Origin of the sequence: Nonomuraea solani (assembly GCF_900108335.1) — a bacterium.
GTDB lineage: Bacteria > Actinomycetota > Actinomycetes > Streptosporangiales > Streptosporangiaceae > Nonomuraea > Nonomuraea solani.
Genome location: NZ_FNVT01000007.1, coordinates 297079 through 315857, shown reverse-complemented (window position 1 = coordinate 315857; position 18779 = coordinate 297079). Strand labels below are relative to the sequence as shown.

Here is an 18779-nt window from a genome sequence, read left to right as displayed (position 1 = left end):
AATCAACCTCTGCTCTCTGCGGGTACGGTCTCGTTCAGCGGTCTCACCTTCACCACGAATCCGTAGATCAGGGTGCCCAGGATCGCCATCGCCCCGGCGAACAACATGGGGCCCGTGTAGGAGTTGCCGCTCAGCGCCAGGAAGAACCCGATGAGGATCGGGCTGATGATGTTGCCGATCTGCGAGCCGAAGTTCTGGAAGCCCGCGACCGAGCCGATCACCGTGGGGGACGGGGCGACCTCGGCCGGCAGGCTGAGGATGGCGGCGCCGGCGAAGGAGTGGGCGCAGTTGCTGATCGACAGCAGGATCATCACGGCCAGGGTGCCGTCCACGAACGTGGTCAGCGCGATCGTCGAGGCCAGCAGCATGCCGGTGATGATCGGGATCTTGCGGGCGCGGGAGATCGGGACGCCGCGGCGTACCAGCCAGTCGGAGAAGGCGCCGCCCGCGATCGTGGCGCCCACCGCGAGCAGCGACGGGATGGAGCCGTAGATGCCCAGCTCCACGAGCGAGAAGTTCCTGGCCTCCATCAGGTAGCTCGGATACCAGGTCAGGAAGAACGCGCCGGTGGCCGAGCGGCAGATGTAGCCGAGCACCAGCCCCCACACGGTGGGGTAGCGCAGCAGCTCGACCCAGCGCACGCGCGGGCCGGTCTCGGGCACGGCCGCGTCGCCGCCCTCGATGTAGTCGAGCTCGGCCTGCGAGATCTTCGGGTGCTCCTGGGGCGAGCGGTAGATCATCCACCAGCCGATCACCCACAGCATGCCGACCAGGCCGATCACGACGAACGCCGCCCGCCAGCCGAACGCCCCGACGAGCACGGCCATGACCGGCACGGACAGGGCCACGCCGACCTGCTGCCCCGTGTCGAACAGGCTGGAGGCCAGCGCCCGCTCCCTGCGCGGGAACCAGGCGGAGACCACCTTGATGTTGGCCGGCTGCACGGGCGCCTCGCCCATGCCGAGGCCGAGCCGGGTCACCAGCAGCGTGCCGACGCCGTGCGCCAGGGCCGTCGCGGCCGTCCACAGCGACCACCACACGACGGCGATGGGATAGATGAGACGCGGGCCGAAGCGGTCGAGCAGCCACCCGGAGGGCAACTGGAAGATCGCGTAGGTCCAGAAGAACGAGCTGAGCAGGATTCCCTTGGTGACCTGGTCGAAGCCCAGGTCTTTCTGGATGTCGGTGCTGGCCACGCTGAGGGCGGACCGGTCGAGGTAGGCGATCGCGAGGCCGAGGCCCGACAGGGCGATGATCGACCAGCGGAGCCGGGACCGTGCGGGCCGCGCGGTCGCGGGCCCGGCGGGGGCGGGGGTTGCGGAGTTAGACTGCATTCGAGCTCCATGCTGCAGGTCAGTGCAGTGGTCACGCCGGACCGCCGGCTCGTGAGCCCGAAAGGCCGCCGCGCCAACGGCGTCCCCGGGGAACCGTGGGGTCCGGGTGTGCGAGTGAACGGAGCCGTCTCGCCGGTGTGGTCCGTTGCCGCGGGCCACACCGGACGGCTCTATCGGTACGGGTCTCCCTTCGGTGAAGTCCCTGAAGTCGTAATTCACGCGACTGTAACCGAAATATCGGTCATATACGAGATGCGATGTACGATATCTTTGTCGCATGAGTGAGGTCATGGCGTCCCCCGTCTTCGCCGGACAGTCCCGGTCGCTGTCCTCGCGGGGCACGATCGTGCTGGAAACGATCAAGAACGCGATCCTGACCGGCGCGCTCCAGCCGGGGCAGCAGCTCGTCGAGACCGACCTGGCCCAGCAGCTCGGCGTGTCCAAAACCCCCGTGCGCGAGGCGCTCAAGACGCTGGCGGGCGCGGGGCTGGTGACGATGAGCGAGTACAAGGGCGCGACCGTGCGCACGGTCGACGACGCGCTGCTGGAGTGGGTCTACGACCTGCGGCTGCTGCTGGAGCCCGAGGCGGTCTCCCGTACGGTCGAGCGCGGCGCCGACCTGACCCCGGCCGCCGAGGCGCTGCACCGCGCCGACACCGCCGCCGACCGGGCCGAGCGCAGCCTGGCCAACCGCGACTTCCACCGCACCCTCTACGCCGGCTGCGGTAACCCGCTGCTCGTCAGCACCCTCGACTCGCTGCGCGACCAGACCGCGCTGATCTCGGCGGCGGCGTGGGAGCGGGTGCCCACCTGGGAGCGCGAGGCCGACGAGCACCGCGACATCCTGCGCGCCGCCCAGTCCGGCTCCGCCACGGACGCGGCGCGGCTGCTGCGCGAGCACGTGTGCGGCTTCGTCGACCGTGTCAGGCAGAGCGGTGGTCTCACCGGCGAAAGCGCCTCTTAAGGGGGCGGGCCTCTCAGGGTGTGATCCATCTCTCAGCCCGGCCCGGCCGGCGGCCGGGGCCTTCCCGCGTCCCTACGATGATCTTCGATCAGCCGGAGGGAATCGAGGGTCTTTGTCTGGGCAAGAGCGGGTTCGGGCCGCACTGGAGAGCCGGCTCGTGCAGCGGGCGGTCATCCTGGTCATCATCGTCAACGCCGTCACGATCGGCTGCGAGACCAGCGCGTACCTGATGGAGCGGGCCGGCGGGCTGCTGCACGCCATCGACCGGATCGCCCTGGCGATCTTCACCGCCGAGATCGCCGCCCGCCTGTACGCCTACCGCGCGGCGTTCTTCCGCGACCCGTGGAACTGGTTCGACACCATCATCGTGGCCGTCGCGCTCATCCCGGCCTCCGGGCCGACGTCGGTGCTGCGCGCGCTGCGGATCCTGCGGGCGCTGCGGCTGGTCTCGGCGGTGCCCAGCATGCGCCGCGTGGTCGGCGCGCTGCTGGCCGCCGTGCCGGGGATGGCCTCGATCATCGGCCTCCTGGTGCTGATGATCTACATCGCGGCGGTCATCGCCACCAAGCTGTTCGGCGACATCGTGCCCGAACGGTTCGACGAGCTGCCGCGCTCGCTGTTCACCCTCTTCCAGATCATGACGGGCGACGACTGGGGGAACGTCGCGCAGGAGGTGATGGAGGAGAAGCCGTGGGCGTGGATCTTCTTCATCGTGTACATCCTCATGTCGACCTTCGTAGCGCTCAACCTGTTCATCGCGGTCGTGGTCAACGCCATGAACGACGTCGAGGGGGACGCGGCGGAGAACGAGACGCGGGCCGAGCTCGAATCGGTACGGCAGGAGCTGGCGGCGGTCAACGCCAAGCTCGACCGGCTCCTCATCCGAACGCCATCACCGTCACCTTCGGCGGAACTCGGCTCCCCGGTTGATCGTTGACGCCAGCGGACAATCGATCTTCGACAGAAAGAAGAGAGCCGTGGTCTTCAAACGGATGCTGGGTGCGTTCGGCGTCGGCGCGCCCTCGGTGGACACCGTGCTGTCCACTCCGCGGACCAAGCCGGGCGGCACGCTGGCGGGCGAGGTACGGCTCAAGGGCGGTGACTTCGACGCCGAGATCGAGCACATCACGCTGGGCCTGGTGGCCAGGGTCGAGATCGAGCACGGCGACGGCGAGGGCTCGGGTCTCGGCCAGTTCGCCAACGTCCGCGTCTCCGGCCCCTTCACGCTGCTCAAGGGCGAGGAGCGCACGGTCGGCTTCGGGCTCCCGGTGCCATGGGAGACGCCGATCAGCGAGATCCAGGGCCGGCCGCTGACCGGGATGGCGATCGGGGTGCGGACCGAGCTCGCCATCGCCAAGGCCGTGGACAAGGGCGATCTGGACATGGTGGCGATCGAGCCGCTGCCGTCCCAGTTGCGGATCCTGGAGTCCTTCCTGCGGCTCGGCTTCGTCTTCAAGTCCGCCGACCTGGAGTACGGGCACCTCTACGGCGTGCGGCAGGAGCTGCCCTTCTACCAGGAGATCGAGTTCTACCCCGGGGGCCGGTACGCCGGGCGGGTGGGCGAGGTCGAGGTCACCTTCGTGGCCGACCCGGCCGGGCTGCAGGTGGTGCTCGAAGCCGACAAGCGCTCGGGCCGCTACTCGTCGAGCGACGCCATCGGCCGCTTCCACGTGAGCCACGAGGACGCCCTGCGTACGGACTGGGACGGCGAACTGAGCCGCTGGCTCGACGGTCTGTCCCAGTACGGCCACCACAGCGACCACGGCCACCACGGCGGCCATCATGGGGGGCACCACGGCGGGCCGGGCCTTGGGATGGTCGCCGCCGCCGGTGCCGCCGGCGTGGTGGGCGGCCTCGTGGCCGGTGAAGTGATCGAGGAGGTCGTGGAGGACTTCTTCGAGGGCGGCGACGAGGAGTGACGAGCCACTGGTGACCCGGCCCCGGCGGCCGGGTCACCGGTACTCCTCACTTGGGCCGTTGCCGGTACATGCCGAGCGCCGCGGCTCCCGGAGGTGTGCGGGCGATCTACCGTCATCCGCACAGGTGTCATGTCAAGGATCCGCTGGAAGCCGCCGTGCCGTCACCCCGGCCCAGCCCAGCCCGAGTGCGGTGATCATGAGGACGCCGCCCGCGCCCATCCCGGCCGCCACCAGGCCCGCCGCGCCCGGCAGCAGCAACTGACCGGTGCGGTTGCCGACCAGGCGCAGCGACATGGCCCGCCCGCGCAACCCCGGCGGCGCCGACTCCGCCAGCCAGGACATGGTCAGCGGCTGCCCCACCCCGAGCCCGAACCCGAGCACGACGAGCACGGGCACCAGCAGCCAGAGCGGCATCGGCAGGGGAGTGATCAGCATGGCGGCCGCCGCCGCGACCGTGCTGGTGACCAGCAGCCGGCGCCGGCCGAGCGCCCGTGACAGGCGGCCGAGGAAGAAGCGCGAGATCATGGACGCCAGGCCGCGGATGGTGAGCAGCAGGCCGACCGTGCCCGCGGTCAGCCCCTGCTCGGTGCCCAGGGCGGGCAGGTAGACGAGCGTTATGTCGACCGCGGCCAGGACCACGCAGCTCGTCACGAGGGCGTGCGCGATCCCGGGGCGGCGCAGCAGGGAGCGTACGTTCATGGCGTCCTGCCGTTCGCCGGGCTCCGGGCGGGGGCTGCGGGCCAGCGGGATCGACAGCAGGACCAGCAGCACGGCCAGGCCGCAGGCCCACAGGAAGATGCGGCCGGTGTCGGGGATGGCCTGGTCCCCGCCGAACGCGGAGATGAGCACCGGCCCCGCGGCCTGCCCCAGCGAGGCGGCGAACGTGTAGCGGCCGAACGCCGTGTCGTGGCCGCCGCGCTGGGTGGTGTTGGCGACCAGGGCCTGCTGGGCGATGACGCACCCGAGATGGCCGGTGCCGAGCAGGATCCCGGCCGCGACCAGGCCGGGCACGGTGTGGCCGAGCGTCAGGAACGCGGCTCCGGCGGCGGTGAGCAGCAGGGCGCCGGCCACGGCCATGCGGCGCTCGCCGTACCGGTCGGCGGCGTGCCCGGCGGGCAGCGCCAGCAGCAGCGGCGCGATCGCGAAGCTGGCCCCCAGCACGCCGAGCAGGGCCGCGGGGACGTCCAGCTCGATCGCCCGGTACGACATCGTGGGGCGGAGCACGAACGTGACCACCTGCGTGCCCACCGAGTGCGCCAGCAGCACCGCCGTCGCGTACCGGCGGTTCCGAGCCTCAGACATCGATCCCTTTCCGTTCCCGTCCGCCGGAGGTGACCGTTATAACGTACAGCTCGCTGGACCGAATCTATCCATATGTACCGACCATTCCGGCTTTGGGGTGTTATAGCGGGCTGGCCATATTGAAACAGGTTGCAGTTCGTCTCTAGGCTGGCGGCATGATCCTGGACCGCTTCCAGATCACCGGCGCCGCCGCCGTCGTCACCGGCGCGGGCCGGGGCATCGGCGCGGCGACCGCGATCGCCCTCGCCCAGGCAGGCGCCGACGTCGCGCTCTGCGCCCGTACCGAGGACCAGCTCCGTGCCGTCGCCGACCAGGTGGCGAAGGCGGGCAGGCGGGCCCTGGTCGTCCCGGCCGACCTGAGCGCGCCGGGCGCCGCCGAGGAGCTCGCCGCGCGCGCGGCGGACGCCTTCGGCCGGCTGGACGTCGTGGTCAACAACGTGGGCGGGGCGCTGCCCAGGGCGTTCGCCGACACCCGGCGCAAGCACCTTGAGAACGCGTTCCAGTTCAATGTCGGGATCATGCACGAGCTGACCCGCGCCGCCCTGCCCCACCTGCTCGCGAACGGCGGCGCGGTGGTCAACATCTCCTCCGCCATGGGCCGCCTGGCCGGGCGCGGCTACCTGGCGTACGGCACCGCCAAGGCCGCCGTCGCCCACTACACCCGCCTGGCCGCCCTCGACCTGGCGCCGCGCGTACGCGTCAACGCGGTGGCCGTCGGCTCGGTCGCCACCTCCGCGCTCGACCTCGTCATGAACGACGACGGCCTGCGCACCAGCATGGAGCAGGCCACGCCGCTGAAACGCATCGGCGAACCGGAGGACGTGGCCGCGGCCGTCCTGTACCTGGTCTCACCGGCCGCCCGGTACGTCACGGGCACGGTGCTCGAAGTGGACGGCGGCATCGAACGCCCCAACCTCGACCTCGGCCTGCCCGACCTCACCTGACGAACCGGTCGCACAAAAATGGGCCTCTCATGATTCATCGAATCATCCTGCAACCGGACGTTAAGTCGTTGGAAAGCCGCCCGATTAGGTTGACTCTCTGCCCGATGGAGCCGACCTCTAGGAGCCGACGTAACCAGCCAGACCGTATGGAGTGAGCTGCGTGTTTCCTCCGCACCTCAGCTGTCCATCTCGCTCTCCCCGCACCTCACGGCCCTGGCCATGATCACCGATGCCCTCGCGGGCCGCCGCCGGGGCCTGCCGGACCTCTGGCGCAAGGCGATCAGCGCCCGCGTCGGCCGGCCGGGACACCAGGCGGTACGCCCGCTCGCCGCCCCCGGCTACTCGGTGGTCCCCGACTGTCTCGTCCCTCGCACGCCCATCGGCGCCGACGTCTCGGTGCGGGCCCAGATCGGCGCCCTGCGCGACCTGCCGCCGGACACCCTGCTCACGGACCTGGAGCAGGCGTTCGGCGACGGGCCGCTGCCCGTGCACTGGCGCTCGGCCGCCGAACGGCCGTCCGCCTGGCTGCACGGTTACGCGAGCGCGCTGGCCGAGGTCTGGAGCACCACCGAGCCCCTGTGGAAGCGCGCCCGCGCCCTGCTGGACAGGGAGGTGCACCGCGTCGGCGTCGCCACCGTCCGCGGCGGCCCCGAACTGCTGCTCGGCTCGCTCACGAGCCGGATCACCTGCGGCGAGCGCGGCCTGCTGATCTCCGACGTCGAGGCCAGCGTGTACGACCTGGGCGACCGCGACATCGTCCTGGTCCCCATGCTGGCCGGCAAGGACGCCGTCATCGTCAGCCTGGACAACGAGGAGGCCGTCTGGATCGCCTACCCGGTGCCCGGCGCGCAGTCCCTGTGGCGCCAGCCCGCCGCCCCGGTGCACGACGAGTTGTCGGCGCTGATGGGCCCGGTCCGGGCCGACCTGCTCTGCGCGATCGGCCGGCCGATGACGATGAGCATGCTGGCGGCCGACATGAAGATCGCGCCCAGCAGCATCACGTACCACTGCGACCGCCTGCGCGCCGCCCGGCTCATCACCAGGGAGCGCCGGGGCCGCGAGGTGTGGGTCGGGCGCACCCACCGCGCCGAGGAACTCCTCGAACTGTTCCACCGCTGACACCCGAAAGGGGCGCGCCCGGCGCGCCCCTTTCGCCGGTGCTCAGCGCGCGGTGCCGAACTGGAAGAGCAGCGGGCCGTCGAGCTTCCAGCCGGGCTCGTTCGCCAGGATCTTCTGGGTGTGCGACTCGATCGCCAGGCGCCACTTGTTGTCGTTGGACAGGCGGTTCACCTTCACGCTGCCCCCGGCACCGGCCGACCCGGGCGCGTAGCCCAGGATGCCCTCGTACCGGAAGTCGCCCGAGCCCACCAGCTTCTCCCGCTCGGCGACGGACGCGGTGACCAGGTACGAGGCCTTCTTCGACCAGCGCAGCCGGAAGAGCGGCTTGCCGCCGGTGAACGGCGCGGACGAGAGGTAATAGAGCGGCGTCTGCGTCGTCGACCAGCCGTGCTTGGCGATCGCGCTCTGCTTCTCCGACTCGCTGGCGGTGTAGAAGAACCCGCCGTCCTTGGTCACCAGCTCGTAGACCTTCACCCGCTGCGCGGCGACGCTCGTGGCCGGCTGCTCGGTGGTGGCCGAGGCCGATGCGGCGGCGCCGAGGGACAGCGTGGCGCCCAGCGCGACCGCCAGGCCGAGGCCGACGGGGCGGGTCATGCGACCGAATGACAGGGCCATGTATCCGAGATCCCTCCGAATGGCTGACTTGACGCCCGTCAAACTAACAGCGCGTACCCGCCCTGAAGATCACTTCAATTTCCCGGTAACTGTGGCTAGAACGTCACCAGCGGATCCCCGATGAAGTCGGCGATGAAATTGACGAAGAAGAACCCGAAGAACAGGAAGTTGAGCACCAGGATGACGTAGTGCCAGGGGCGCGGCCGGGCCGGTCGCGGCAGCTTGCTGTTCAGGTACATCAGCATGAACGGATACAGCAGCGCCCCGAGGTTGGACATGTTGGCCGACCACTCCACCAGCCCCACCGGCAGCGACTGGAAGATGATGATCGAGATGATCACCAGCAGCACCAGCATGAACGGATAGTAGAAGCGGCGCGGGTCACCCGAGATCAGCGCGCGCAGGCGCGGGCTGGTCGCGTTGGCCGCGTCGGTCGTCACCCGGACCATCGCCTCGAAGATGCCGAGCTGCGTCGAGAACAGGATCAGCACCCCCACCGCGAGCGCCACGTAGAAGACCACCCGCCCGTACTCCTCGCCGAGCGCGCTGGCCACGAACGTCGGGACGTTCGCCCGCGTGGGCCTCTCGCCGGACAGGGTGACCGCCTGGGCCATCAGGAGCGTGGGCAGCAGCATGCCGAGGATGGCGCCGACGAAGAACACGCCCCACATGTCCACCATGAGCAGGCGATACCACCGGCGCCACAGGCCCCGGTTGCGGTCGTCGTCGGGGAAGGTGACGCCGCTGGCCAGGATCTCGCGCCGCTCACCGCGCAGGCCCGAGATGTAGCCGACCCGGTAACCCATGCCGTAGCCCTTGTCACGGTAGTGGCCCATGACGTACCAGTTCAGGCCCGAGGCCAGCGCGGTGAAGCCGGCCAGGGCGCCGAGCTGGGTGGCGGTGATGCCGGCGGGCGGTGCGGCCGGGGTGATGAAGCCGAGGATGCCGTCCCACCACTGGCTGAACGGCACCACGAGCAGGTCCACGGCCAGCAGGGAGATGAGGATGGCGCCGACCATGAGCCAGTTGGCCAGTTCGAGCACGCGGCTGATGCGGCGGGCGCCGGCGGTGATGAGGAACACCAGCACCAGCAGGCCGACGGCCCACCAGCGGGGTTCGAGGTCGGTGGCCGCCGGGGGGACGCCGTGGACGAGCGCGTACACGCCCTGTCCGGCCGAGGCGGCCCAGCCGCCCGCGACGAACGCGAAGATCACGATGAGGACCGACAGGGGCACCCACAGTGGCCAGCCCGGCGGCACCCGCCCCCAGCCGACCACCGGCGTCTCGCCGGTCGCGATGATGTAGCGGGAGCACTCGACGTTGTAGAACGTCTGCAGCACGGCTGAGACCACGATGACCCAGCCGACGCCGATGAATCCGTACTGGCCCACGCTCAGCGGGCCGAGCAGCCATTCGCCGCTGCCGATCGAGATGCCGAGGGCGATCAGGCTGGGGCCGATGGCGTATTTGACCAGTTCCTTGGGGCCGATCTTGGAGACCTTGAAGACCTCCTCAGGCGTGGGCAGGTCGGTGACTTCGAGATCCGGGCGGCTGACTCCGAGTGGGTGCGACATGTCACTGCCTCCTGCCGTTCAGGGTGATCCCTTGGTACGGCGGCTACAAGACCCAAATGCCCGATCACCCACCCGGCAGGTGAAGGACCACGTACCCCTCCCGTTCCAGCACCAGCCGATAGCCGCGAGCGCGCAGCCCGGCGACGTGTTCGTCCAGCGACTTGAAGATCGGCTGGCACGTCGCCACGTCCACCACGACCCAGGGGGCGCGCCGGGGCATCGGCCGCCACATGACCGCCTTGGCCCGGGCCGAGAGGTTCGGCCCGACCTGGTTGGCGCTCTCGACCGGCGCCGCCGGGAAGGCTTCTCCCTGCGGCGCCGCTGGAGCCGCTCGATCGCGTCGATGGACGCGCAGAACAGCGCGATGACGACGGCGCAGTTGTCGTGGTGGCTCGTGCCCCACCAGCCCGGCTGGCCGGTGGCCGGCACGCGCTCCAGCACGAGCAGCGCGGGCGGCAGCAGCGGCAGGAACGGCACGGGCACGAGCAGCAGCATCGTGCTCACCTTGACGCCCGGCGTGGTGAGCACGGCCAGGCATCGAGCGGATGGGTGGTGAACAGCCGGACCACGGCCTCACCGGAGCCCGCCCCCAGCCCGCGGTATTACCAGTAGCGACCTCCGAACGCCGGGATGACGACCTGGCCGGTCACCCACACCACCAGCGGCCCGGCCCGCCACCACCGAAACCAGGCCCGGCCAAGGCCCCGTGATCGCCGCATTTTGATCATGATGGAAGTCGCGAAGCGGCATATGCCCCAAAGCCGGACAAGTGCCAACAAGGCAGGTTCACCAACGTGACGGAATGTTCAGGCGTGGCGTTACGCGACGTTCCGGGACTGACTACGTACAGTGAGGAAGCGTTGTCACAAGGTGACTACAGGGGGAGATCATGAAAGTTAAGCTCATAGCGGCAGGTGGGGTGCTCGTCACCGCCGCCACGGTCATCGCGATGGCCACACCGGCCAGCGCCGACCCGGTCGTATGCGACCTGAGCGTCGGCGACAGCACGCACTCGCTCCGCATCGACGGCTGGGGCGTGTACGCGGGCCGCCGCGACGCCGACGCCTGCGAGGGCCGCCACACCTACAACCGCGACCACGGCGACCACGACAACGGCGGCAACTGGGACAACGGGGACCGCGGCTGGAACGGCGGAAACTGGGGCAACGGCGGCTGGAACGGCGGCGGCTGGAACGGCGGCGACCGCGGCTGGAACGGCGGCGGCTGGGACAACTCCGGCTGGGACAACTCCGGCTGGGGTAACGGGCACGACCGCGGTCACCAGACCACCTGGGCCTGGCCGTCCCGCCACTGGGGCAGCGGAAGCTGGAGCGACACGGGCTGGGGCACCCGCGGCGGCTGGGGCGAGCGTGGCCTGGTCGGCTACGGCTGGCCCGGCGCCTGGGCCGGCCGCTACTAACAGCCGGCCTTGCCGGCCGGAACTGGCGTAACCGGTCCTGGATGATCAGTCCGGTTCGGTCCCGGGACACTGTCACGGTGACCCGGGACCCCTGTCCCCACCGATCACCCACATCTCCCCGCCCGAACCGCTCGAACCACCCGAACCGCTCGAACCACCCGAACCGCTCGAACCACCCGAACCGCTCGAACCACCTGAAGTGTTCGAACCACCGAAGCGTTCGAACCACCAGTAGCGTTCGAAACGCCCGTAGTGTTCGACACACCCGTGCGTTCGAAGCGCCCGCCGCACGTGTCCACTCCGTGGCAGGCGTACCGGGCCGCCGCGTGCCCGCGGCCCGGCCGGCCGTTCCTACCGGTCGACGATCTCGTTCTTACCGATCACCACGACCCCGCCCCGCGTGAGCGCGAACCGGGTGCGGTCGTAGTCCAGGTCGAACCCGATCCGGGCGCCATCGGGGATCACCACGTTCTTGTCGATGATCGCCTTGCGGACGATGGCCCCCCGGCCGACCTTGACGTTCTCCATCAGCACGGAATCCTCCACCAGCGAGTGCGAGTGGAGCACGACCTTGGGGGACAGGATCGACCTGATCGCCGTGCCGCCGGAGACGATCACGCCGGGCGACACCAGCGAGTCGATCGCGCGCCCCACCCGGTCGCCGTCGTTGTGCACGAACTTGGCCGGGGGCAGCGGGTCGTGCCCGGTGAAGATCGGCCACTTGTCGTTGTAGAGGTTGAACACCGGATGCGCCGAGATGAGGTCCATGTGGGCCTCGTAGTAGGCGTCCAGCGTCCCGACGTCGCGCCAGTAGCCCCGGTCGCGCTCGCTGGAGCCGGGGACGATGTTGTTGGCGAAGTCGTAGACGTCGGCGCCGCCCGACTTGACCAGCATCGGGATGATGTTGCCGCCCAGGTCGTGTTTGCTGGTGGGGTCGAGCGCGTCTTCGCGCAGCGCGTCGATCATCGACTGCGTCTTGAACACGTAGTTGCCCATCGAGGCGAACACCTCGTCGGGGGAGTCGGCCAGCCCGACCGCGTCCTTGGGCTTCTCCCTGAAGGCCACGATCCGGCGGCCCTGGGGGTCGGTCTCGATCACGCCGAACTGGTCGGCGAGCGAGATCGGCTGCCTGATCGCCGCCACCGTCACGTCGGCGCCGGAGTCCTCGTGCTGCTCGACCATCTGCCGGGGATCCATCCGGTAGATGTGGTCGGCCCCGAACACGATCACGTGCTCGGGCATCTCGTCATAGATCAGGTTCAGGTTCTGGAACAGGGCGTCCGCCGAGCCCGAGAACCACCGCGGCCCGAGCCGCTGCTGCGCGGGCACCGGCGTGACGTAGTTGCCGAGCATCGCCGACAGCCGCCAGGTCCGCGACACGTGCCGGTCAAGGCTGTGGTTCTTGTACTGCGTCAGTACGACGATCTTGAGAAAGCCACCGTTCGCGAGATTGGACAGCACGAAATCCACGAGCCGATACATCCCCCCGAAAGGGACCGCCGGTTTCGCCCGATCCGCCGTGAGAGGCATGAGCCTCTTGCCCTCTCCACCTGCCAGCACGACCGCAAGTACCCTCCGGGACCTCATGTCCAGGACGCTACCCTCAAATCGCCGATCTATCGACGAAACCCCGCACGGTGAACTTCCCGCGTGTCCGGTTTTGGGGCTCAATGTACGAAGAGGAGTTGCCGACCTGGGGCTTGTCGATGTGTCCGTGGCGGGTGGGTCACCCGTAAGGTCGTCTCATGCGTGTTGATCTGCTCAGCCGGGAGTATCCGCCCGAGGTCTATGGCGGGGCCGGCGTGCACATGGAATATCTGGCCAGGGAGCTGCGGAAACTGGCCGACGTACGGGTGCGCTGCTTCGGCGCCGGCCGGGCCGAGCCGGGCGTCTCGGCCTACCGGGTGCCGGGCGGGCTGGAGGGTGCCAACGCCGCGCTGCAGGTGCTGGGCGTGGACCTGGAGATGGCCGCCGCCTGCCAGGGTTCCGACGTCGTTCACTCCCATACTTGGTACGCCAACTTCGCCGGGCATGTCGCGAAGATGCTGCACGGCATGCCGCACGTGGTCACCACGCACAGCCTGGAGCCGCTGCGGCCGTGGAAGGCCGAGCAGCTCGGCGGCGGCTACACGATCTCGTCATGGGCCGAGCGGACGGCGCTGGCGGCCGCCGACGCGGTGATCGCGGTGTCGGAGGGCATGCGGCGCGACGTGCTGGCCGCGTACCCGGAGATCGAGCCCGGCCGGGTGAGCGTGATCCACAACGGCATCGACACCGCCGAATACGCCCCTGACCGGGGCCTCGACGTGCTGGAGAAGCACGGCGTCGATCCTGACCGGCCCTACGTGATCTTCGTGGGCCGCATCACCCGTCAGAAGGGCCTGGTGCACCTGCTGCACGCGGCGCGCGCCTTCGACCCGGAGGCGCAGCTCGTGCTGTGCGCGGGCGCGCCGGACACGCCGGAGATCGCGGCGGAGGTGTCCGAGCTGGTGCGCGGCCTCGACCGCGACGGGGTGTTCTGGATCCAGGAGATGCTGCCCAAGCCCGAGGTGATCCAGTTGCTGACGCACGCGACGGTGTTCGTGTGCCCGTCGGTCTACGAGCCGATGGGGATCGTCAACCTGGAGGCGATGGCCTGCGAGACGGCGGTGGTGGCGACGGCGACGGGCGGCATCCCGGAGGTGGTGGCCGACGGGGAGACGGGGCTGCTGGTGCCGATCGAGCAGGGCGCCGACGGCACGCCGCACGATCCGGAACGCTTCGCCGCCGACCTGGCCGAGCGCGTCAACGCGCTGCTGGGGGATCCGGGCCGGGCGCGCGCGCTGGGGAAGGCGGGGCGCACCCGCGCCATCGACCACTTCTCCTGGGAGCGCATCGCCCACCGCACGCTGGACCTCTACACCTCCATCTAGTACGGCTTCGCGGCGGCCGGCGCCACCCGCCGCACGGGGCGGGTGGCCTCCAGGGTGACGCCGTCTGACCCGCACAGGGCGGGCCGCCGTCACGGCGCACAGTGGGCCGGGCTACGGGATACGTTCGAGCACCACCACCGGGATCTCCCGGTTCGTCTTCTTCGTGTACTCGTCGTAGTCCGGCCACGTCCTGGTCATCAGCCGCCAGAGCTCGGGCCGTTCCGTGTCCGTCGCCGTCCGGGCGCGCGAGGTGAACTTGTCGCCCTTCACCTGGATCTCGACCTCAGGGTTGGCCACCAGGTTCTTGTACCACTCCGGATCGTCCGGGTCCCCGCCCTTCGAGGCCACGATGACGTGGTCGTCGCCGTGCTTCTGGTAGATGAGCGGCGTCGTGTAAGCCCGGCCCGAATTACGGCCCTTGGTGGTCAGCAGCAGGACCGTGGTGTTGTTCCAGTCGTGTCCCTCGGCGCCGTCGGTCTCCTGATAGCGCTGGACATGTTCCTTGCCATAGAGCATGATCCCCCACTACCCAGCCCCGCCGTGACCTCACCGTTACCTGCCGGGCCCTGTACGAGAAGTTAACAACCCTGGCACACTGCATTTGTGTAAGCGCTTACAGCAGCTCATTATGAAAGCGCTTACATGTAAGGAGCGACTCGATGGACGTGACCATCTACGAGGTGGCCAAGCGGGCCGGCGTGTCGATCGCGACCGTGTCCAGGGCCCTGCGCGGCACCGGCCCCGTGGCGGCCAGGACGCGGGAGAAGGTGCTCAAGGCGGTCGAGGAGCTCAACTTCACGCCCAGCCGCCTCGGTGTCAGCCTGGCCGAGGGCCGCCACGCCGCCAACGGCATCGTCTTCCCCGACCTCGCGGGCCCCTACTACACCGAGGTCCTGCTCGGCTACGAGGAGGTCGCCTCCGAGCTGGGCCGCTCGGTGGTCATCCTGTCCACGAAGGGCCGCACCAAGGTCGGCGACCTGGTCAAGGATCTCGCCGGGCGGGTCGACGGCATGCTGATCTTCGGCCACACCGTGCCGGAGCCGATGGTCGCCGAGCTGGTCCGGCTCGGCGTGCGGCTGGTGTTCATCTCGCGCGACCCGCTGACCGGCGCCGACACGCTGCGCAGCGAGAATATCGGCTCGGCACGGGCGCTGGCCGGGCACCTGGTCGGCCACGGCTATGAGCGGTTCGCGTTCCTCGGGGCGCCGCTGGCCAGCCGGGACGACGTGGACGAGCGCTGGCAGGGCGTGCGGGGCGTGCTCGGCGGCGCCATCGAGGCCGTGGACACCGGCCGCTACACCGTGGAGAGCGGCTTCGAGGCCGCCAGGAAGCTGCTCAAGACCGGAAAAGGGCCCGAGGCGATCGTGTGCTCCGACGACGAGGTGGCGCTGGGGGCGCTGCTCGCCGCCGAGGAGCTCGGCCTCGACGTGCCCGGCGACGTGGCCGTCACCGGCTGGGACGACATCATGGCCGCCCGCCACGCCCGCCCCGCGCTGACCACCGTGCGGCAGCCGATGCGCGAGCTCGGCGCCCGCGCCGCCCGCGCGCTCGACGAGCTGATCACCGGGGTCCGTGACACCCCGAGCCACCTCATCCTGACCACCGAGCTGGTCATTCGCACCAGCTGCGGTCACCACCCCCAGGAGGTAAGCACGTGAACACCACCACCCGGCGCGCCGCCGCCGGCGGGCTGGCTCTCGCGGTCCTGGCCGCGGGCTGCGGCCGCAGCGCGGACAGGGCGCCCGAGCAGGCGCAGGACGTGACGACCGGCAAGGCCACGGGGGAGGTCACGGTCTGGGCGATGGGCGAGGAGGGCAAGGCGCTCGGCGCGTTCGTCAAGGACTTCGAGAGCGCCAACCCCGGCATCAAGGTCAACGTGACGGCCATCGGCTGGGACGTGGCGCACGACAAGATCACCGCCGCCATCGCGGGGAGCGCCACGCCCGACGTGAGCATGATCGGCTCGACCTGGTCGGGCGAGCTGGCCAAGACCGGCGCGCTGGAGCCGACCCCGGGCAACCTGGTCGACAAGGCGGCGTTCTTCCCCGGGGCCTGGCAGACCGTCGATGTCAACGGCACCGCCTACGGCGTCCCCTGGTACGTCGAGACCCGCGTCCTCTACTACCGCTCCGACCAGGCGAGCAAGGCGGGCGTGCGGCCGCCTGAGACCTGGCAGGAGTTCACCGCGTTCGCCAAGGCGCTCAAGGAGGAGGGCGGCGCCAAGGACGGCTTCCAGCAGAGCTACACGCTCGGCGCGTCGTGGCAGGAGGTGCTGCCGCTGATCTGGCAGGCCGGCGGCGAGATCGTCAAGGACGGGAAATACACCTTCGACACCCCGCAGGCGGTGATGGCGCTCAAGCAGTACCGGTCCATGTTCGAGCAGCGGCTCGCCCCCACCGACGTCCCCGCGAACGCGTTCCCGCAGACGTTCATCAAGGGCCAGGTGGGCGGGTTCTTCTCCGGCCCGTGGATGATCGGGGTGCTCAACAACGACGGCGGTCCCGGGTTCAAGGACAAGTTCGACGTGGCCCCCTACCCCAAGGGGCCGGTGGCGGGCACCAGCTTCGTCGGGGGCGCCGACATGGCGGTGTTCAAGAAGGCGAAGAACCGCGACGCCGCCTGGACGTTCATCAAGTGGCTGAGCGAGCCGAAGGTGCAGGCCAAGTGGTACACCACGGTCAAGGCGCTGCCCGCCGTACAGTCGGCCTGGCAGGAGCCCGAGCTGAAGTCCGACGAGCAGCTCGCGGTCTTCGGCGAGCAGCTCAAGGATGCCAAGACGCCGCCGCCGTTCCCCACCTGGGAGCAGGTCGCCAGAGTGCTGGAGAGCGAGCTGGAGAAGCTGGCGCGCGGCCGGTCCACGCCCGAGCAGACGGCCAAGGCGATCCAGTCGCAGGCCGACACGATCGGGACGGGCCTCTGATCCCATGGCGGTCCTGACGAGGCAGGCGCCGGCCGCCCCGCCCCCGATCAAGGTCAGGGGCGCATTACGCCAGTCGGGCATCGGCTGGATCTTCATCCTCCCGTTCGTGGTGCTGTTCATGGTGTTCTACCTGGGGCCGCTGCTCGTCGGCATCGGGATGAGCTTCACCGACATGCGCAGCACCGACGTGACCGACCCGCTCGGCGTCAACCTGGTCGGCGTCGACAACTATCTGCGGCTCATGAACGACGACGCCATGCGCAGGGCGGCGCTCAACACCGTCGTGTTCGTGCTCACGGCGCTGCCGCTGACGATCGGCCTCGGGCTGGCCGCCGCCGTGGCGCTCAACTCCGGCATCGCCCGGCTGCCCGCCGCGTTCTTCCGGCTCGGCTACTACCTGCCCAACATCACCAGCATCATCGGCGTCGCGGTGGCCTGGAAGTTCCTGCTGGAGCCGCAGGCCGGGCTCGTCAACCGGCTGCTGGAGCTGGTGGGGATCCAGGGCCCGAACTGGCTGCAGGACGAGAGCACCGCCCTGCCCTCGATCATCGTGATGACGGCCTGGCGCAGCTTCGGCTTCAACATGGTCGTGCTGCTGGCCGCCCTGCAGACCATCCCGAGAGAGCTGTACGAGGCGGCCGAGGTGGACGGCGCGGGCCGCTGGGCCCGCTTCCGCTCGGTGACCGTGCCCTCGCTCCGCCCGGTGCTGCTGTTCTGCACCGTCTACAGCTCGGTCGGATTCATGCAGTTCCTGGAGGAGCCGCTCGTCATGACCAACGGCGGCCCGCTCAACTCGACGCTGTCGGCCTCGCTGGCGATCTTCGACCAGTTCGGCGTCGGCAACTACGGCTACGCCGGGGCCGCCTCGACCGTGCTGTTCACGGTGATCGTGGCGCTGGCGATCCTGCAACTCAGGCTGGGGAGGAACCGGTGAACAGGACCCGCCGCCAGCGCGCGATCGTCTACCTCGGGCTCGCCGTGGGCCTGCTGCTGGTCGCCGGGCCGTTCCTGTGGACGGCGCTCAGCTCGGTCAAGCCCGAGCGGGAGATCCGGCAGGACCCGCCCACGTTCTGGCCTCAGACGTGGACGCTCGACAACTTCGCCGAGCTGTTCGACCGGGTCAGCATCGGCACCGCGTTCGCCAACAGCCTGATCATCGCGCTCGTGCTGGTCGCCACCAACCTGCTGTTCTGCTCCATGGTCGGCTACGCCTTCGCCAAGCTCTCCTTCCGCGGCAAGAACCTGGCGTTCGGCCTGGTGCTGGTGCAACTGGCGATCCCGGCGATCGTGCTGATGGTGCCGCAGTTCGTGCTGATCGCCAAGCTCGGCATGGTCAACACGTTCATCGGGATCATCCTGCCGACCGTGGTGACGCCGCTGGGCGTCTTCATGATGCGGCAGTTCATCTCCGACCTGCCCGACGAGCTGATCGACGCGGCCCGGGTGGACGGCGCGCGCGAGTTCCGGATCTTCGCCACCATCATCCTGCCGCTGTGCGGGCCGCCGCTGGCCACGCTGGGGCTGATCACGTTCCTCGGCTCGTGGAACAACTTCCTCTGGCCGGCCGTGGTCGCCCAGAGCGAGAACATGTACACCCTCCCCGTCGCACTCAACATCCTCAACGACTTCGAGGGCACCCACTACAACCTGCTGGTCGCCGGATCGGTCGTGGTCATCGCGCCGATCCTGTTCCTGTTCGTCTTCCTGCAGCGCTTCTTCATCCAGGGCATCGCCACCACCGGCCTCAAGTAGAGGA

The 18779-nt window shown here is 69.6% G+C and carries 19 protein-coding genes; 12 read left to right on the top strand and 7 right to left on the bottom strand.

Annotated elements, in window-relative coordinates; translation table 11 throughout:
• Positions 1-2: 2 nt before the first annotated feature.
• Complete coding sequence (locus tag C4V41_RS26665) at positions 3-1334, bottom strand: MFS transporter (protein WP_160150399.1); 1332 nt, start codon at positions 1332-1334, stop codon at positions 3-5.
• Between the two features lie 277 nt (positions 1335-1611).
• On the opposite strand from C4V41_RS26665, the gene C4V41_RS26660 reads away from it, so the two are divergent.
• The 3 genes from C4V41_RS26660 (at position 1612) to C4V41_RS26650 (ending at position 4217) form a co-directional block, all read left to right on the top strand.
• Positions 1612-2298 carry a GntR family transcriptional regulator gene (locus C4V41_RS26660; protein ID WP_235030395.1) on the top strand — a complete coding sequence of 229 codons (687 nt, stop codon included), beginning with the start codon at positions 1612-1614 and terminating at the stop codon, positions 2296-2298.
• Between the two features lie 112 nt (positions 2299-2410).
• Positions 2411-3235 (top strand): ion transporter, encoded by an 825-nt coding sequence (locus tag C4V41_RS26655; RefSeq protein WP_103958666.1) that lies wholly within the window; start codon positions 2411-2413, stop codon positions 3233-3235.
• A 40-nt stretch (positions 3236-3275) separates the two neighbouring features.
• The gene (locus tag C4V41_RS26650; protein WP_103958665.1) at positions 3276-4217 is read left to right on the top strand and encodes a sporulation protein; all 942 of its coding nucleotides are present in this window, start codon (positions 3276-3278) and stop codon (positions 4215-4217) included.
• 132 nt (positions 4218-4349) lie between these two features.
• Here C4V41_RS26650 and C4V41_RS26645 read toward each other — a convergent pair whose 3' ends face one another.
• Positions 4350-5519 (bottom strand): MFS transporter, encoded by a 1170-nt coding sequence (locus C4V41_RS26645; protein ID WP_103958664.1) that lies wholly within the window; start codon positions 5517-5519, stop codon positions 4350-4352.
• Between the two features lie 155 nt (positions 5520-5674).
• On the opposite strand from C4V41_RS26645, the gene C4V41_RS26640 reads away from it, so the two are divergent.
• On the top strand, positions 5675-6463 hold the full coding sequence (locus C4V41_RS26640; protein WP_103958663.1) for an SDR family oxidoreductase: 789 nt from the start codon (positions 5675-5677) through the stop codon (positions 6461-6463).
• Positions 6464-6682: 219 nt separating this feature from the next.
• Positions 6683-7582: an ArsR/SmtB family transcription factor gene (locus C4V41_RS26635; protein WP_103958662.1), complete on the top strand. Its 900-nt coding sequence runs from the start codon at positions 6683-6685 to the stop codon at positions 7580-7582.
• A 42-nt stretch (positions 7583-7624) separates the two neighbouring features.
• Here the strand turns inward: C4V41_RS26635 and C4V41_RS26630 are convergent, their stop codons facing one another.
• From C4V41_RS26630 to C4V41_RS62010, 3 genes are all read right to left on the bottom strand, one after another.
• A complete protein-coding gene (locus tag C4V41_RS26630; protein WP_103958661.1) occupies positions 7625-8176 on the bottom strand; it encodes a hypothetical protein in 552 nt (183 codons plus the stop codon).
• Positions 8177-8292: 116 nt separating this feature from the next.
• Complete coding sequence (locus tag C4V41_RS26625; RefSeq protein ID WP_103958660.1) at positions 8293-9771, bottom strand: Nramp family divalent metal transporter; 1479 nt, start codon at positions 9769-9771, stop codon at positions 8293-8295.
• A gap of 64 nt (positions 9772-9835) precedes the next feature.
• On the bottom strand, positions 9836-9991 hold the full coding sequence (locus C4V41_RS62010; RefSeq protein WP_160150398.1) for a hypothetical protein: 156 nt from the start codon (positions 9989-9991) through the stop codon (positions 9836-9838).
• A 123-nt stretch (positions 9992-10114) separates the two neighbouring features.
• On the opposite strand from C4V41_RS62010, the gene C4V41_RS26620 reads away from it, so the two are divergent.
• Both C4V41_RS26620 and C4V41_RS26615 read left to right on the top strand, forming a co-directional pair.
• Entirely contained in the window at positions 10115-10327 is a 213-nt protein-coding gene (locus C4V41_RS26620) for a hypothetical protein (protein ID WP_103958659.1), read from the top strand.
• A gap of 333 nt (positions 10328-10660) precedes the next feature.
• Entirely contained in the window at positions 10661-11191 is a 531-nt protein-coding gene (locus tag C4V41_RS26615) for a hypothetical protein (protein WP_146103795.1), read from the top strand.
• A 351-nt stretch (positions 11192-11542) separates the two neighbouring features.
• Here C4V41_RS26615 and glgC read toward each other — a convergent pair whose 3' ends face one another.
• Positions 11543-12778 carry a glucose-1-phosphate adenylyltransferase gene (glgC, locus tag C4V41_RS26605; RefSeq protein WP_103958656.1) on the bottom strand — a complete coding sequence of 412 codons (1236 nt, stop codon included), beginning with the start codon at positions 12776-12778 and terminating at the stop codon, positions 11543-11545.
• 158 nt (positions 12779-12936) lie between these two features.
• Here glgC and glgA point away from each other — a divergent pair, with 158 nt between their 5' ends.
• Positions 12937-14103 (top strand): glycogen synthase, encoded by a 1167-nt coding sequence (gene glgA, locus C4V41_RS26600; RefSeq protein WP_103958655.1) that lies wholly within the window; start codon positions 12937-12939, stop codon positions 14101-14103.
• Positions 14104-14214: 111 nt separating this feature from the next.
• On the opposite strand, the gene C4V41_RS26595 is transcribed toward glgA, so the two are convergent.
• The gene (locus tag C4V41_RS26595; RefSeq protein ID WP_103958654.1) at positions 14215-14619 is read right to left on the bottom strand and encodes a nitroreductase family deazaflavin-dependent oxidoreductase; all 405 of its coding nucleotides are present in this window, start codon (positions 14617-14619) and stop codon (positions 14215-14217) included.
• Positions 14620-14762: 143 nt separating this feature from the next.
• On the opposite strand from C4V41_RS26595, the gene C4V41_RS26590 reads away from it, so the two are divergent.
• From C4V41_RS26590 to C4V41_RS26575, 4 genes are read left to right on the top strand one after another with little or no spacing between them, the layout of a single operon-like run.
• Positions 14763-15761, top strand: coding sequence for a LacI family DNA-binding transcriptional regulator (locus C4V41_RS26590; protein ID WP_103958653.1), 999 nt, complete (start codon positions 14763-14765; stop codon positions 15759-15761).
• The gene (locus C4V41_RS26585; RefSeq protein WP_103958652.1) at positions 15758-17023 is read left to right on the top strand and encodes a sugar ABC transporter substrate-binding protein; all 1266 of its coding nucleotides are present in this window, start codon (positions 15758-15760) and stop codon (positions 17021-17023) included. The genes C4V41_RS26590 and C4V41_RS26585 overlap by 4 nt, the downstream gene beginning before the upstream one ends.
• Positions 17024-17027: 4 nt before the next feature.
• Complete coding sequence (locus C4V41_RS26580; protein ID WP_103958651.1) at positions 17028-17957, top strand: carbohydrate ABC transporter permease; 930 nt, start codon at positions 17028-17030, stop codon at positions 17955-17957.
• Positions 17954-18775, top strand: coding sequence for a carbohydrate ABC transporter permease (locus C4V41_RS26575; protein ID WP_103958650.1), 822 nt, complete (start codon positions 17954-17956; stop codon positions 18773-18775). The genes C4V41_RS26580 and C4V41_RS26575 overlap by 4 nt, the downstream gene beginning before the upstream one ends.
• The last annotated feature ends 4 nt before the right edge of the window (positions 18776-18779 follow it).